Here is a 15,976-nt window from a genome sequence, read left to right on the forward strand (position 1 = left end):
CACCGCCGGAAATCCGTGGCCGGAAACTACTTCACATCTAAAGCTTTAGTTGTAAAGTACTGCTACCGCGACTTCAGAGGAGAGCAGATGAAGGTCGTGTGCATCGGCGGCGGACCCGCCGGCCTGTACTTCGGGTTGCTGATGAAGCAGCTCAACGCCCAGCACGAGATCACCGTCATCGAGCGCAACCGGCCGTATGACACCTTCGGATGGGGTGTGGTGTTCTCCGATGCCACGATGGACAACATGCGCGTGTGGGATCGCCCCACCGCGGACCGGATCCAGTCGGCGTTCAATCACTGGGACGATATCGAACTGCGGTTCAAGGGCCGGGTATTGCGCTCCGGCGGACACGGTTTCGTCGGCATCGGCCGCAAGAAGCTGCTCAACATCCTGCAGGAACGGTGCGAAGAGGTCGGGGTGAAGCTGGAGTTCGACAGGGAAGTCGACTCGGATCGCGAATTCCCGGACGCGGACCTCATCGTCGCCGCCGACGGCATCAATTCCAGGATCCGCACCGCACACCGCGACGTGTTCGCACCCGATCTGGTGACCCGGCCCAACCGCTACATCTGGCTCGGTACCGAAAAGCTCTACGACGCTTTCACTTTCGACTTCGTGCAGACCGAACACGGCTGGGTGCAGGCGCATATCTACAAGTTCGACGAGAACACCAGCACTTTCATCGTCGAATGCCCGGAACACGTCTGGCGGGCTCATGGACTCGACCGAGCCGAGCCGGGCGAATCGGTGGCGTTCTGCGAGCGGCTGTTCGCCGACAATCTCCGAGGCGAAAAACTGATGAGCAACTCGCGTCACCTGCCCGGGTCGGGATGGCAGAACTTTCAGCGCGTCAAATGCGATCAGTGGTGGCTCGACAACGGTGACAGTCATGTCGTGCTGATGGGCGATGCGGTGCATACCGCGCATTTCGCGATCGGCTCGGGCACCAAGCTGGCGCTCGAGGACGCCATCGAACTCGTACGGCAGTTCGGTGCGCACGGCGACTCCCCCGCCGACCTGCCCGCCGTGCTGACCCGATATCAGGAGGCGCGTTCGATCGACGCACTGCGCTTGCAGAACGCGGCGTGGAACGCCATGGAGTGGTTCGAGGTGTGCGGCGAACGCTATTGCGACCAACTCGAACCCGAGCAGTTCATGTACTCGATGCTCACCCGCAGCCAGCGAATCAGCCACGAGAATCTGCGTTTACGCGACAAGGGCTGGCTCGAGGACTACGAGCGGTGGTTCGACGCCCGGGCGGGGGTGTCCCGCACCGCCGAAGAGCCTTCCGTCCCACCGATGTTCACGCCCTACACGGTCCGCTCGGTGACCTTGAAGAACCGGGTGATCGTCTCGCCGATGGCGCAGTACTCGGCGGTGCACGGCGTGCCGACCGATTTCCATCTGGTCCATCTCGGCGCGCGTGCCACGGGCGGGGCCGGACTGGTCTTCGCCGAGATGACCTGCGTGAGTCCCACCGCCCGGATCACGCCCGGCTGCCCGGGGCTCTACACCGACGAGCAACAGCGGGCGTGGCAGCGCATCGTCGATTGGGTGCACGCCAACACGGACGCGAAAATCGGCGTGCAGCTCGGTCATTCGGGCGCGAAGGGTTCCACGCGCCGCATGTGGGACGGCACCGATCAACCGCTCACCGCCGCGGACGACGAACCGAACTGGCCGTTGATCTCCGCCTCGCCCCAGCAGTACCTGCCCGGGGTGAGCCAATGGTCGCGCGCGATGACCGAAGACGACATGGCCGAGGTGACACAGCAATTCGTCGAAGCCACCCGCCGGTCGGCGGAAGCAGGCTTCGACTGGCTCGAATTGCATTGTGCGCACGGCTATCTGCTGTCCAGCTTCATCTCGCCACTGACCAACCGGCGCACCGACGGCTACGGCGGTTCCCTGCCGAACCGGTTACGCTACCCGTTGGCGGTGTTCGCGGCCGTGCGCGCCGCGTGGCCCGCCGAATTGCCCATGTCGGTCCGCATTTCGGCGCACGACTGGGTGGACGGCGGTATCACCCCGGCCGACGCCGTCGAGATCGCGAAGCAGTTCAAGCAGGCGGGCGCGGACCTGATCGACTGCTCCGCCGGGCAGGTGTCGAAGGCGGAGCAGCCCACCTTCGGCCGGATGTGGCAGACACCCTTCGCCGATCGGGTACGCCAGGAGGCCGGCATCGCCACGATCGCGGTGGGGGCGATCTCCGAAGCCGACCACGTGAACAGCATCGTGGCGGCGGGACGCGCCGACCTGTGCGCGATCGCCCGCCCGCACCTGGCGAATCCGGCCTGGACGCTCACCGAGGCAGCCAGGATCGGCTACACCGACCTGACCTGGCCGAAGCAATATCGCGCAGCCAAGCGGCAATTCGAGGCGAACATCCAGCGCCAGCAGGCCGCCGCGACGGCGAAGGGATGACCGGCATGGCGCAACACACCCGCGGCAGGCACGCGCTGATCACCGGCGGATCGCGCGGGATCGGCGCGGCCATCGCGAGCAGGCTCGCGCAGGACGGTGCTCGTCTCACCCTGCTGGCCCGCGACCTCACCCGAGCCACCGACACCGTCGCCCGGCTACCGAAATCGGCTGCCGCGCACGCAATATCGTGCGACATCACGGATCCGGCGGCGGTCACCGCGGCATTGGCCGACGCCCGCACACGGCACGGCGCGATCGATATCCTGATCAACAATGCCGGGCAGGCGGCCAGTGCGCCGTTGCGGCACACCAGCGACGAGCTGTGGCAGCGCATGCTCGCGGTCAATCTCACCGGGACCTTCCTGTGCACCAGGAACGCCGTGCCGGACATGCTCGCCGGCGGCCGCGGCCGGGTGGTCAACATCGCCAGCACGGCCGGGCTGCGCGGCTACCCCTACGTGACCGCCTACGCGGCGGCCAAGCACGGCGTGATCGGACTGACTCGCGCACTGGCACTGGAACTTTCGGGCACGCCGGTCACGGTGAACGCGGTCTGCCCCGGTTTCACCGACACCGAGCTGCTCCAGGAAAGCGTGGCACACGTGATCGAAACGACCGGGCGCAGCACCGAGCAGGCGCGCGCGGCCTTCGTCCGGCACAACCCGCAGGGACGGCTGATCGAACCCGCGGAGGTCGCCGCGACCGTCGCCTGGCTCTGCTCGGATGCGGCCGATGCGCTGACCGGACAGTCGATCTCGGTCAGCGGCGGGGAGGTGATGTGAGATGACCGCCCAGCGCGACGCCGGGCCGGTGCTCGGTGACGAACGCATCGGGATGGAGGCCCGCGCGGCCTCCGGCGACCATCTCGACGTGCGGCTGTGGTTGCGACTCCTGGCCACCACCAACGAGATCGAGCAGGAGATCCGGACCCGGCTGCGCCTGCGCTTCGCCACCTCGCTGCCCCGCTTCGACTATCTGGCACAGCTCGACCGTCATCACGACGGCCTGCGGATGAGCGCGCTGTCGCGCTACCTGATGGTCACCGGAGGCAACGTCACCGGCTTGACCGATCAGCTGGTCGCCGAGGGCTGGGTCGACCGGATACCGGACCCGGTCGACAAGCGGGCGACGCTGGTGCGGCTGACCCGGCTGGGCCGCACGCGATTCGAGGAGATGGCCGCCGAACACGAGGGCTGGCTCACCGAGATGTTCGCCGGTTTCGGCCGCGGAAACGAGCAGGCGCTGTTCGACCTGCTCGGCAAGCTCCGCATCCACCTCGCCACCACCGCCGAGCTCGACACCGATCCATCGACCCCACGGGACCTCGCATGACCCAGCACCTCGATCCCGCCCTGCGCGCGGCGAACCGCGGCACCCTCGCCGACTACACCGGCGAACACTTCCGCTGGCAGGTCGACGCCGGCGTCGGCACGATCGTGCTCGACCGCCCGGACCGGAAGAACCCACTGACCTTCGACTCCTATGCCGAGCTGCGAGATCTGTTCCGCCGCTTGTCCTATGCCGAGGACGTCAGCGTGATCGTGCTGTCCGGCGCCGGCGAGAACTTCTGCTCCGGCGGCGACGTGCACGACATCATCGGCCCGTTGATCGCGCTGCCCGCACCCGAACTGCTGATGTTCACCCGGATGACCGGCGATCTGGTCAAGGCGATGCGCGCGTGCCCGCAGCCGATCGTCGCGGCGGTGGACGGGGTGTGCGCGGGCGCGGGCGCGATCCTGGCCATGGCCGCGGATCTGCGCGTCGGTACCGCGCGCAGCAAGACCGCGTTCCTGTTCACCCGGGTGGGCCTCGCCGGCTGCGATATGGGCGCCTGCGCGATCCTGCCGCGGATCATCGGACAGGGCCGCGCGTCCGAACTGCTGTACACCGGCCGGACGATGACCGGGGCCGAAGCGTACGCGTGGGGCTTTTTCAACCAGCTGACCGAGCCGGAACAGGTACTCGGCGCAGCCGCCGAGCTGGCGCGCCGGCTGGCCGAAGGGCCGACTTTCGCCCAGGGCATCACGAAAACCATGCTGCACCAGGAGTGGTCGATGACGGTGGACCAGGCCATCGAGGCCGAAGCGCAGGCCCAAGCCCTGTGCATGCTCACCCAGGATTTCGCCCGGGCGTATCACGCGTTCCGGGACAAAGAGCGGCCGAAGTTCGAAGGGAACTAGTCCGATGCACGCCGACCATTGGGACTGGCCGTTCTTCGCGGACGAGCACCGCAAACACGGTGCCGCCCTGAGTGATTGGGCAGCGGAACGGCTGGGCGGGGACACCGGAGCCGACCTCGACGACCGGTGCCGCCGACTGGTCCGGGAACTCGGGGACGCGGGCTGGCTGCGGCAGGCGGTCGCGGGCACCGACTTCGGCGGCAGTCGCGACCGGATCGACACGCGCGCACTGTGTCTCACCCGCGAGATCCTGGCCGAGCGGGACGCACTGGCCGACTTCGCTTTCGCGATGCAGGGACTCGGCTCCGGCGCGATCAGCCTGGCGGGCACCGACGAGCAGAAACGGCGGTACCTGCCGCGGGTGGCGGCCGGCACGGCGATCGCAGCCTTCGCGCTGTCGGAGACGGAGGCGGGCTCCGACGCCGCCGCGCTGTCCTGCGCCGCGCGCGCCGACGGCGGCGATGTCGTGCTCGACGGCGAGAAGACCTGGATCTCCAACGGCGGCATCGCGGACTTCTACGTCGTGTTCGCCCGATCCGGCGAAGCCCCTGGCGCGAAGGGTATTTCGGCCTTCCTGGTCGACGCCGACAACCCGGGTCTGCACATCGCCGAGCGCTTGGACGTGATCTCCCCGCACCCGCTCGCCCGCCTGCGCTTCGACGGGTGCCGCGTACCGGCGACGCAGCGAATCGGCGCCGCGGGCGGCGGTTTCGGTGTCGCGATGCGCACCCTCGACGTCTTCCGGACCTCGGTGGCGGCCGCCGCGCTCGGCTTCGCCAGGCGCGCACTGGCCGAAGCGCTGGATCGCACCACCTCGCGACGGATGTTCGGCAGCGTGCTGGCCGATTTCCAGCTCACCCGAGCCGAACTCGCGCGCATGGCGACCACGATCGACGCGACCGCGCTGCTCACCTACCGGGCCGCGTGGCAACGCGATCAAGGCCGCCCGGTCACCAAGGAGGCCGCCATGGCCAAGATGGCCGCGACCGAAGGCGCCCAGCAGGTCATCGACGCCGCCGTACAGATGTGGGGTGCGCTCGGGGTGGTCCGCGACCAGCCGGTCGAGCGGCTCTACCGCGATATCCGCGCCCTGCGCATCTACGAGGGCGCCACCGAGGTGCAGCAGTTGATCATCGCCCGCGAACTGCTGCGCGGCATCCCACCCGATCCGTCCTGATCTCCGCTCACCCTCTCCCCCACAAGGTTCGACCATGACAAGCGCCCACATCGACACCTTCGCCCGCGATCACCTGCCGCCGCTGGACCAGTGGCCCGACCTCGTGTTCGATCGACCGGAACTCCGCTTCCCCAGCCGACTCAATTGCGCCACCGAACTACTCGACCGGCATGTGCTCGACGGCAACGGTGACCGGCTCTGCGTCCAGGCTCCCGGCGGTCCCCGCTGGACCTATGCCGAACTGCACGACCAGGCCAACCGGATCGCCGCGGTGCTGGTGCACGACATGGGGCTGGTGCCGGGCAACCGGGTACTCCTGGACGCCCCGAACAATCCGATGCTCGCGGCCTGCTGGTTCGCGGTGATGAAGGCCGGCGGCATCGCCGTGACGGCCATGCCGCTGCTGCGCGTGAAAGAACTCACCCAAATCGTCGACAAGGCGCAGATCACCCACGCACTGTGCGATGCGGCGCTGGCCGGTCAGCTCGCGGCGGTCGCGGCCGCCTGCCCCACCCTCGACCGGATCCGCTACTTCCACAGCAGTTCCGGCGACGGGCTCGAAGCGCTGATGGCCCGCCACGACGGCTGGTTCGATACCGTGGCCACCGCGGCCGACGACGTCTGTCTCATCGCCTTCACCTCCGGCACCACCGGAGTTCCCAAGGCCACCGCGCACTTTCACCGCGACGTGCTGGCGATCTGCCACACCTTCCCGCGGCACATCCTGCGGCCCGAACCCGACGACGTGTTCATCGGCAGCCCGCCACTGGCTTTCACGTTCGGGCTCGGCGGATTGCTGTTGTTCCCCATGACGGTCGGGGCGTCGACGGTGCTGGTCGAGCAGGCGAGTCCGGCCCGATTACTGGAGGCCATCACCGAATTCGGCGCGACCGTGCTGTTCACCGCGCCCACCTCCTACCGGATTCTCGCGCGGCACGGGGCCGGCCTGCGCGGCACCACACTGCGCAAGTGCGTCTCCGCGGGTGAACCGTTGCCGCCGTCGACCCGCACCCGCTGGCGCGAGGCCACCGGGATCGAGCTGATCGACGGCATCGGCGCCACCGAGCTGCTGCACATCTTCATCTCGGCCGACGAGGCGCACGCGCGACCGGGCGCGACCGGGTTGCCGGTGCCCGGATATCAAGCCCGGGTGGTGGACGCGGACGGAAACACGTTGGGGCCCGGGGAAGTCGGGCTGCTGGCGGTGCGCGGGCCGACCGGTTGCCGCTACCTCGCCGACGAGCGGCAGACGGTCTATGTGCGCGACGGCTGGAACTACACCGGCGACGCGTACTGGGTCGACGCCGACGGCTATTTCCACTATCAGGCTCGTTCAGACGACATGATCGTGTCGTCCGGTTACAACATCGCCGCGCCCGAGGTGGAGGATGCCCTGGCGGGGCATGCCGCCGTGGCCGACTGCGCGGTGATCGGCGTGCCCGACGAGGATCGGGGTCAGATCGTCAAAGCCTATGTGGTGCTTCGTCCGGAGATCGACGCCACCGACGGGATGGTCGAGGAATTGCAGGACTTCGTGAAACGTACTGTGGCCCCGTACAAGTACCCGCGGGCCATCGCCTTCGTCGCGGATCTGCCGCGCACCCCGACCGGCAAGCTGCAACGCTTCCGCTTACGTGAAACCGGTGCGATGCACGGGGATTCGGCGGCGACGGCATGAGGGTCCTGCAACCGCCGGGGTGGCCGCGGCCGCGCGGTTACGCGAACGGCGTCGTCGCGCGCGGCGAGCTGGTGTTCGTGGCGGGCATGGTCGGCTGGGACAGCGACGGCGTGTTCCGCGCCCACGACCTCGCCGGCCAGGTCCGCCAGGCGCTGCGCAATGTCGTCGCGGTGCTGGCCGAGGCGGGCGCCGAGCCCGCGCACATCGTCCGGATGACGTGGTACGTCACCGACGCCGACGCCTACCTCGCGGCCCAACGCGAGATCGGCACGGCCTTCAAGGACATCATCGGCACCTTCGACGCCGCGATGACCGCCATCGAGGTCACCCGGCTCATCGAAAAACAAGCCATGGTCGAAATCGAGGTCACCGCCGTCATCCCCGACCGCGCGTAGGCGGGCGCACGCGCCGCGCCCCGCCTTGTGCGTAAGCCGCATAACCGCAGGCAGAAGCTGTGCACATGGCCGAAAGGTGGCCGCCGTGCACATATTCCGGGCTGATGTTCGGCCGAATTTCCGAACGAAGTCACCGAACCCGCTGGCGTCCGGCGAACATTCTGGAGACACTGTTCGGACCTCCGGAAAATTCTGGAGGTGGGGGAACACCTGAAGAGAGACAGTCAACGGCGCTCAAAACGGACACCGAGCGCCTTCGCCGACCGGGCCGCGCCCCGGCAGTGCACACGGAGTACACGATGTTTTCGCGATGGAAGAACACCGCCGCCTGCGCGGCCGCCATGGTCACCGCAGTCCTGCCGGTCGGCGCGGCGACGACCGCACAAGCCGCCCCGCAACACTGCCCCGAAATGTACGTGGTCGCGGTGCCCGGCACCTGGGAGACCTCGAACGCCGAGCCGGGCAAGGGGATGCTCGCCGCCGTCGCCGACAACTTGCCGGGCGACGTGGCGACCGACTACGTCGCCTACCCGGCGACCGCGTTCCCGTGGGAAGGCGACGTCTACGGACGTTCCAAGCAGGAAGCCATCAACGGCACCCGCGCACTGCTCACCGGCATGGCCCAGCGCTGCGACTCGACCCGGTTCGCGCTGCTCGGCTACAGCCAGGGCGCGGACGCCGCCGGTGACGTCGCCGCCGAGATCGGCACCGGGCTCGGCGTGGTGCGCCCCGAGCGCGTCGCCCTGGTCGGGCTCATCTCCGATCCGCGCCGCTCGCCCACCGACACGCTGATCGGCCCGCCGGTCCTCGGCGCGGGTGCGGGCGGCCCGCGCCTGGGCGGTTTCGGCTGGCTCACCCCGCAGACCTACACCTTCTGCGCCGCGGGCGATCTGTACTGCGCGATCCCCGACGGTGATTTCGCCGCCCGCATCGCCGGCTTCTTCGCTCAGATCTCGAACCCCAACCCCGCGCTGCTCGACGCCTACCAGCAGCAGGCCAACGCGCTCATCGCCGACGCGCTCGCCGCGGGTGGTCTCGGGTTGCTGTCCGACCAGCTGAACAACTCGGCCTACGAAGAGCGCAAGCAGCAGATCGATGACTTCCTGAAGTCCGGCATCCACCAGAGCTACCCGCATTACGCGGTCGGCGGCGGGGACACCCCGCTGACCTGGCTGCGTGAGCGGTTGATCGAGGTGTCCAGGGGCTGAGCCCGGCGCGGCGGTCCGGCGCTGAACGCCGGACCGCCGCAACACTATTCGGCTCGCCGCCGACCGTGCACGAGGCGGCAGAGTTCGGCGGCCTCGGCGGGGTCGGTGTCGAAGCGGTCGAAGCCTTGCGGCACACCGGCTCCCGCGAACAACGCCCCGCTGCCCTCGGCGCCCGGCACCGGTGTGCGCATTGCCGCGTGCAGGTCGGCGACACCGGTGGCGTCCAGCGCCGCGACGGCATTCGACGGGCGGACACCGCCGCACGCCATCACGTCGAGCGCACCCGCGGCCCGCCCCACCAGATCCTTGATCACCGCCGCACCGTCGAGGACCGCCCGCTGCCTGCCCGCGGTGAGCACCCTGGTGAAACCGAGTTCGATCACCTGATCCAGAGTCCGCTGCGAGGACGCACTGACGTCGATCGCCCGGTGAAAGGTGATATCCAGGTGTTCAGCCGCCGCGACGAACGCCTCGCAAGCCGGATCGACCGCGCCCGACCCGTCGAGCGCACCGACGACGACCCCGTCGGCGCCGGCCACCCGCGCCGCGACGATATCGCGGACCATCAGGTCGATCTCGTCGCGCGTGTACACGAAATCACCCGGCCGGGGCCGGATCAGCACGTGCACCTGGGTTTTCGCGGTGGCGGCGATCGCGTGCTCGAGCAGGCCGAGGCTGGGCGTGAGCCCGCCGTCGGACAGCCCGCCGCACAACTCGATCCGATCCGCTCCCGCCTGTTCGGCGATTCGCACCCCGTTGACCGACTCCACACAGATCTCTATGCGCACACCAGCGAGTATCCCCGCCGACCCGCCTACCCGGACCGCAGCACCCGATAGATCGTCTCGGATTTCGGACTCGGCCGCGCCACCTCGTGCCAGCCGATCTCCTCCGCCCGGCGCGCGATCGCCGCCCGCACCTGCGCCGGATCGACGTCGTCCTCGAAAAACGCCACAGACAGCCCGTTTCCGGTCTGCTCGTCGACGAGGTGATAGGCCTGTAAGACACCCGGGACGGCTTTCGCGGCGTCGATCACCCACTGCCGGTCGTCGTCGGGCATCGGTTCCCACACAGCTACGCGAGCGAACATGTCCATCCTTTCCGCGGGGACGATGCGACGGTACCGCCGGCCTGTTCAGTTCGGCAGTGGATCGGCGCCGAGGGTTTTCGTCCCGTTCGCCGCGGAAAGCCGCACCATCGCGAACCCCTCCTCGAGCATGTCCCGCTCGTAGTCGCGGATCGCGTCGAGTAGTGTGCCCTGATCTGTCGCGGCGGCCAGCGCCGCGGCGAGGGCCGCGGCGTCCCGCAGCGCCATGTTCGCGCCGGCACCGGCCGCGGGGCTCATGGCGTGGATCGCGTCACCGAGCAAGGTCACGGTCGAACTCGGCCATGGTGCGACGGGCACGCTGCTGCGCACGACGATCGGGTAGACGCTCGACGGGATCCAGCCCCCGACGATGCGAGTGACCAGCGGATGCCAGCCGGACAGCTGGCCGAGCGCCAGGTTTCGCAGCTGTGCGCCGTCGGCTGCGCGAAGACCGTTGTCCCCCAAGGGGAGTCGGTCGACGTGGCATCCGAACAACACGGCGAGAGTGTCCGCCACCGCGCCCAGCCGGAGTCCGGGAACCAGCCGGGCGGCGGCCGTCGCCGGAGGTTCCCGGTATTGCACGGGCGCGATACCGACGAACCGCCGGTCCGGATCCACCACGGAATTGAACACACCGAACATCGTCGGCGGGAGGGCGCGGCGCAGTTCCGGCGTGAGCGGCACCCGCCCGTAGATCAAGCGTGTCCGGGTGTCGACGACGCGGGCCTGCGGCAGCCGCACCCCTCGGATCGCCGACCCGACACCGTCCGCGGCGACCAGCACTGTGCCGCGCGCCTTTCCGCCGTCCGCGAATCGCGCTGTCACGACATCATTTTCACTGACGTATCCCACGCAACGTCGGCCGAAGTGCACGACGTCGTCGAGACCGGACAAGAGGATGCGCCGCAATATCCGCCGGTCGATCACCGTGTGCGCGGGCATGACCTCGGCCCCGGCGCTCTGCCCAGGTGCCGGTTCGTCCAGGGTGAACACCCCCGTCGGACTCAGCTGCGCATCGAAACCGTGCACCACGGGCGCAGGGCGTCCGGCGATCGCACCGATGAGCGAGAACAGCTGCGGCGGAAGGCTTTCCGCCAGCGCCCGCCGTCCACGCCAGTCGAGGTGCAGCCGATGCCCCTGTGCCCTGACATCTACCGCAGCATCCCGTTCGTACACGGCGACACCGATCCCGGCCCGCCGTAATCCTTGGGCCAGACAGAGTCCGCCCAGCCCGGCACCGATCACGATGACATCCGGACACACCGAATCGAACTTGCGCACAACACACCTCACCGAAGTCGATTACGACTCCCACCTCCCCGATGCCGTCGGACATCGAGAAACCGTGCAGTGAGGCCGAAGCCCGCGAGCGTCCACAGGACTCTCCGGTGAGAAGACCACCCCAGACTAGCACCGCCCGGACGAATACCGCCGCGTCCGTTGGTTGCTCGAGGTATACTGCGGGTACGCGGATGATTGTGCGATACGAAACCCGTTGCGGCGCAAACACAGTGCGTCACGGGTGGTATCGAGATCGAATCCCGTCGCGGAGAACATGTTCGGCCTCGGGTCGAATTCTGCTGATAGATCGCCACACTGGCTGTTTGGGGGAACTGCCCACTGCATCGGGGTCCGAGTCGGCACGCGGAGAAAAGGAGTTGCCCATGCAGCGAACGAGCAACGATGCGACCACCCGGCTGATGAGTGACCACGGCGTCCGGATCGGACGTTCCCACCAACGGCAGCAACGGATTTCACGGATAGCGCACACCGGCGCGTACGCGTCCGGGTCCGCGCCGGTCCGCCACATCGAACCACCCGCCGGCCGCAGTGCGACACTGCGCTACGTTCGCATGGGCCTCGGCTGGGCGCCGTTCGACGGCACACATCTCGCCGCCGACCTCGACGCCACCGCCCTGCTCTTCGACGGCCACCGCCTGCTCGACGCCGTCTATTTCGCCCAGCTCACCTCCGGTGACAACGCGGTCCGCCACCACGGCACCGGCCACCTCGGCGCCGGTCACGGCGACAGCGAGATCATCACCGCCGATCTGTCGCGCGCCCACCCGCGGGTCAGCACGGTCCTGTTCGTCGTCACCTCGTACCAGCACCACACCTTCGACCGCGTTCCCGACGCCTACTGCCGGGTCGTGGACGGCGTCAACCGCACCGAGCTCGCCTACCTCGACCTGACCCGCACCGCACACACCGGCGTGGTGGTCGCCGCCGTGCACCGCACCGGTAACGGCTGGAAGCTGCGTCGCATCGCCCGCCCCATCACCGCCACCCACCCGCTCGAGGCGGTCCCGCTGATCGGCGCCCACCTCGTGTGAGCTACGGATCGATCACCACCAGCCGAGGATCGGTTGCAGTCGGCGGCCGAGTTCCGGTGCGAGAGAACGGGAGTAGCTGGCGGTCAAGTGATGCTCGTCGTGGTAGATCAGGATGTTGCCCTCCGCGATCGGGCAGACCTCCGGCTCGCACACCGCATCGGTGAGGTCGAGCGGGAACACATTGGGATACGAGGCGGCGGGCGCGTCCGCCGGATCGACGGCGTCCAGCGCGTCCGTCCGCTTCATGCCGCAGCTGATCCGGTCGCCGCCGTGCGCGAGGCAATCGATGCCACGGTAGCGAATCCCGTTGCGCCGCAACCACGGTGTGTCCCGCATGGCGAGCAGATTCAGGTTGCGCTCGGACAGCGCCGACCACACGTCGAGGTACTCCAGCGGCGTCTCGTCACCGATATCGTCGCGCGGGCGGGTGCTGGTGGTGAAGACCCAGTCGGGGCGGTCCGCCCCCAACCGATCGAGCACGTCCCGGGACCAGTCCCGGCAGTCCGGGTTCGGTTCCCCTTTGTAGCTCACCTCTTCGGCGATCGTCAGCGGGCAGCCCATCTTCAGATACACCTCGACGCGGAACTGGTGTTCCTTCCCGAGCAGGTCGAGCGCGGGCACCCAGTGTTCGGCGTGCGAGCTGCCGGTCACCGCGATGGTCCGGGACGCGGCGACATCGCCGTAGCTACAGGTGATCACGTCCCGGGTGAGCCAGTCCGCGATGCACCCGTCGACGCTGGGATAGGCGGCCTCGGCGGGCGCCTCGAACACCGTCGGCCGCATCCGCGCGGCGGGCACCTCGGCGCCCGCGGCCAGTGCTTCGGCCCCCGGATAGTGCACGGGATCCAGCAGCGCGGCGGGTTTCGGCGGATTCGCCCGGACCACGATGTGCCAGCCGAACCCGACACCGACCACGCAAAAGCCCACCAGCGCAACGGCCACGCCGGCGGTCCGGCGATAGACCAGCGCGGCACGCGGCGCCGGCGCACGTCCGGACCGCGTGCGCAACGGCTCTTCGACCAGGTGGTGCGTGAGGTAGGCGAGGACCAGCGACACCACGATGACCAGCGCGCCATCGGTCAGACCGATCGCGCTGGTCCCGCGCTCGGTGAGCACGAAGATCAGGATCGGCCAATGCCACAGATACAGCGGGTAGGCGAGTTCGCCCAGCGCGACCATGGGACGGGTGGCGAGCAACCTGCTCGGCAGCGGACGCGCCGCGGGCGGAACTCCGTTGCCCGCCATGATCAACGCCGCGGCGGCGGCCACCGGGAACAGGGCGGCCGGGCCGGGGAAGGAATTCGCGCCGTCGAAGAGCAGCCCGCACAGCAATACTGCAGCGGTCCCGAACGCGGCGAGCAGCAGCCGCACCCAGCGACGCGCACGCAACCACGGCACGGCGATCGCGAGCAGACCACCGGCCAGCAGTTCCCATGCCCGCGCGCCGCTGTCGTAGTAGTTCCAGCCCTGCCGGTGCGCGACGCCCACGGTGGCGTAGACCAGCGACATCGCCGCGAGGCCGCCCAGCACCGACGCCAGCACGAGGCGTAAGTGCGCTTCGTGCCCGAAGGTTCGGCATGCCGCCGCGACCAGCGCGATCACCAGCAGAATCGCCAGATAGAACTGGGTCTGCACCGACATCGACCACAGATGTTGCAGCGGACTCACCGACGGATCAGCGGCGAGGTAGTCCGCCCACGAGAGCGCCAGATCCCAATTCTGGTAGTACAGCACCGAGGCCAGCGTCTGGTCGGCGATATCGGACCACTGGGTGTACGGCCGCAGCACGACGGTGGCCACCAGGACCGCCGCCAGCACCACCAGCAGCGCGGGATACAACCGCCGCGCGGTTCGGCGCATCGTCCACACCACGCCGAGCGCACCGGACTCCGCGCGGCGCAACACCATTCCGGTGAAGAAGAATCCCGACAGCACCAGGAATACGTCGACCCCGCCCGACACCTTCCCGAACCACACGTGGAACACCACGACCAGCGCGATCGCCACCCCGCGCAGTCCGTCGAGGTCACGGCGGTAACGCGGGTCGCCGGCACCGGCGGGCGCGGGTTGCGCCGCCTCGAGCCGCGGCGTACCGGTGACCGTAGGTGCTGCTTCGGGTTCCGTCATGGGCGCCGCGAGGTCGGCGCTGCCGGTCCGGGCGAATCAGGTATGCGACGCACCCTATTCTCCTATCACGTCGGTCGGACTCCGGTCATATCCGCGATAGCGACGAGTGTGCCCATCGTCTCATTCACGCGGTGCCAAACGTAGCCTGCCGGAACCATTGATTTGCGAGTTGTTAACTCTACGTCGGTATCGTTCGCACATATGAGTCGTCGACAGGCGTGCACGTGGCTGCTGCTCACCGCGGTAACCGTCGGCGCCGCTTGGCTTTTGGGCAAGGTCGGCTTTCCCGCGCCACAGATGATCCTCGCGTTGCTGGTCGGCGCGGTGCTGGCGCTGGTCGGCAAACTGCCCGCGCCACTGCCCGCGAATGTGTCGCTCGGCACGCAGGCGATGCTCGGCGTGTTGATGGGCAGCTATCTGCAGGTGAAGCTGCTCGCCCGGATCGGCTGGGCGATCGTGCCGGTCACCGCGGTCGCCGCGGGGAGTCTGGTGGCCAGTTGCGCGGCGGCCTATGTGTTCGCCCGGGTGACCAAGGTCGACCTCGCCACCTCGACGCTGGGCATGATCGCCGGCGGTTCCGCGGCCGTGGTGGCCGCGGCCGACGAAGCGGGCGCGGATTCCCGGATCGTCGCGTTCATGCAGTACCTGCGGGTCGGGATCGTCGTGCTGACCGCCCCGCTGGTCGCCACGTTGATCCGGGACGGCGATCTCACCGCCGACGGCCCGCACCTCGACGGGCACGCGGCGGTCGACGCGGCCCTGCCGGGTTGGGTGATGGTCGGACGCGGCGATCAGGTGGCCGGACTGTCGATCGCGATCGTGCTGGCCATCGCCGGAATCTGGCTCGGTCGCCGATTGCGCCTGCCCAACGCCCCGCTGATCGGTCCGATGCTGATCACGGCGGTGCTCACCACCACGGGCGTGACGCACGGTTTCGCACCGACCAACCTGTTCCGGGACGTGCTGTTCGTGCTCATCGGTTTCGAGGTCGGCGCGCGCTTCACCAAACCGGTGGTGCGACAGATGTTCCGGATGATCCCGGCGATGGTGGCGGCCATCGTCGCGTTGTGCGCGACCGTCGGCGGGGTCGCCGCGGTGGTGTCGGTGCTGGCCGGTCTGGAGTATTCCGACGTCTACCTGGCCACCACACCGGGTGGCATCAATGCCGTGCTCGGCATCGCGGAGTCGTTGAACAGCGACCTCACGCTCATCGCCGGCGCGCAGAGCCTGCGCCTGTTCGCGATGGTGCTGGCACTGCCGCTGGTCCTGCGGCTGCTGCGGGACCGGGAGCCGCGCGCCGAGCCGGAGGCCGAATGCCCGGTCACCGCCGAGGCGCAGGCGACGGTGCCCGAGCAGCGCTGACC

General features: G+C 68.7%; 14 protein-coding genes. 10 read left to right on the top strand and 4 right to left on the bottom strand.

Annotated features, from left to right (window positions below; all coding sequences use genetic code 11):
• Positions 1-15 precede the first annotated feature (15 nt).
• From O3I_RS25470 to O3I_RS25505, 8 genes are all read left to right on the top strand, one after another.
• On the top strand, positions 16-2,427 hold the full coding sequence (locus O3I_RS25470) for a bifunctional salicylyl-CoA 5-hydroxylase/oxidoreductase (protein ID WP_202804876.1): 2,412 nt from the start codon (positions 16-18) through the stop codon (positions 2,425-2,427).
• Between the two features lie 5 nt (positions 2,428-2,432).
• The gene (locus O3I_RS25475; RefSeq protein WP_041564343.1) at positions 2,433-3,209 is read left to right on the top strand and encodes an SDR family NAD(P)-dependent oxidoreductase; all 777 of its coding nucleotides are present in this window, start codon (positions 2,433-2,435) and stop codon (positions 3,207-3,209) included.
• A gap of 1 nt (position 3,210) precedes the next feature.
• Positions 3,211-3,759, top strand: coding sequence for a MarR family winged helix-turn-helix transcriptional regulator (locus O3I_RS25480; protein ID WP_014985874.1), 549 nt, complete (start codon positions 3,211-3,213; stop codon positions 3,757-3,759).
• Positions 3,756-4,607, top strand: a complete 852-nt coding sequence (locus O3I_RS25485) for an enoyl-CoA hydratase family protein (protein WP_014985875.1) — start codon at positions 3,756-3,758, stop codon at positions 4,605-4,607. Before O3I_RS25480 ends, O3I_RS25485 begins: the two co-directional genes overlap by 4 nt.
• 4 nt (positions 4,608-4,611) lie before the next feature.
• Positions 4,612-5,784 (top strand): acyl-CoA dehydrogenase family protein, encoded by a 1,173-nt coding sequence (locus tag O3I_RS25490; RefSeq protein ID WP_014985876.1) that lies wholly within the window; start codon positions 4,612-4,614, stop codon positions 5,782-5,784.
• Between the two features lie 34 nt (positions 5,785-5,818).
• The gene (locus tag O3I_RS25495; protein WP_014985877.1) at positions 5,819-7,462 is read left to right on the top strand and encodes an AMP-binding protein; all 1,644 of its coding nucleotides are present in this window, start codon (positions 5,819-5,821) and stop codon (positions 7,460-7,462) included.
• Complete coding sequence (locus tag O3I_RS25500; RefSeq protein ID WP_014985878.1) at positions 7,459-7,857, top strand: RidA family protein; 399 nt, start codon at positions 7,459-7,461, stop codon at positions 7,855-7,857. Before O3I_RS25495 ends, O3I_RS25500 begins: the two co-directional genes overlap by 4 nt.
• 299 nt (positions 7,858-8,156) lie before the next feature.
• Positions 8,157-9,065 carry a cutinase family protein gene (locus O3I_RS25505; protein WP_014985879.1) on the top strand — a complete coding sequence of 303 codons (909 nt, stop codon included), beginning with the start codon at positions 8,157-8,159 and terminating at the stop codon, positions 9,063-9,065.
• Between the two features lie 44 nt (positions 9,066-9,109).
• Here O3I_RS25505 and O3I_RS25510 read toward each other — a convergent pair whose 3' ends face one another.
• From O3I_RS25510 to O3I_RS25520, 3 genes are read right to left on the bottom strand one after another with little or no spacing between them, the layout of a single operon-like run.
• Positions 9,110-9,853: a copper homeostasis protein CutC gene (locus tag O3I_RS25510; protein WP_167829179.1), complete on the bottom strand. Its 744-nt coding sequence runs from the start codon at positions 9,851-9,853 to the stop codon at positions 9,110-9,112.
• A gap of 26 nt (positions 9,854-9,879) precedes the next feature.
• Complete coding sequence (locus O3I_RS45640) at positions 9,880-10,155, bottom strand: hypothetical protein (protein WP_041564345.1); 276 nt, start codon at positions 10,153-10,155, stop codon at positions 9,880-9,882.
• Between the two features lie 45 nt (positions 10,156-10,200).
• On the bottom strand, positions 10,201-11,433 hold the full coding sequence (locus O3I_RS25520; protein WP_014985882.1) for an FAD-dependent oxidoreductase: 1,233 nt from the start codon (positions 11,431-11,433) through the stop codon (positions 10,201-10,203).
• Positions 11,434-11,816: 383 nt separating this feature from the next.
• On the opposite strand from O3I_RS25520, the gene O3I_RS25525 reads away from it, so the two are divergent.
• Positions 11,817-12,485 carry a TerD family protein gene (locus O3I_RS25525; RefSeq protein ID WP_014985883.1) on the top strand — a complete coding sequence of 223 codons (669 nt, stop codon included), beginning with the start codon at positions 11,817-11,819 and terminating at the stop codon, positions 12,483-12,485.
• 12 nt (positions 12,486-12,497) lie between these two features.
• On the opposite strand, the gene O3I_RS25530 is transcribed toward O3I_RS25525, so the two are convergent.
• Positions 12,498-14,612: an acyltransferase family protein gene (locus O3I_RS25530; protein WP_014985884.1), complete on the bottom strand. Its 2,115-nt coding sequence runs from the start codon at positions 14,610-14,612 to the stop codon at positions 12,498-12,500.
• A gap of 201 nt (positions 14,613-14,813) precedes the next feature.
• Here O3I_RS25530 and O3I_RS25535 point away from each other — a divergent pair, with 201 nt between their 5' ends.
• Positions 14,814-15,974 (top strand): AbrB family transcriptional regulator, encoded by a 1,161-nt coding sequence (locus tag O3I_RS25535; protein ID WP_014985885.1) that lies wholly within the window; start codon positions 14,814-14,816, stop codon positions 15,972-15,974.
• The last annotated feature ends 2 nt before the right edge of the window (positions 15,975-15,976 follow it).

This window comes from Nocardia brasiliensis ATCC 700358, from assembly GCF_000250675.2.
In the GTDB taxonomy this organism is placed as follows: domain Bacteria; phylum Actinomycetota; class Actinomycetes; order Mycobacteriales; family Mycobacteriaceae; genus Nocardia; species Nocardia brasiliensis_B.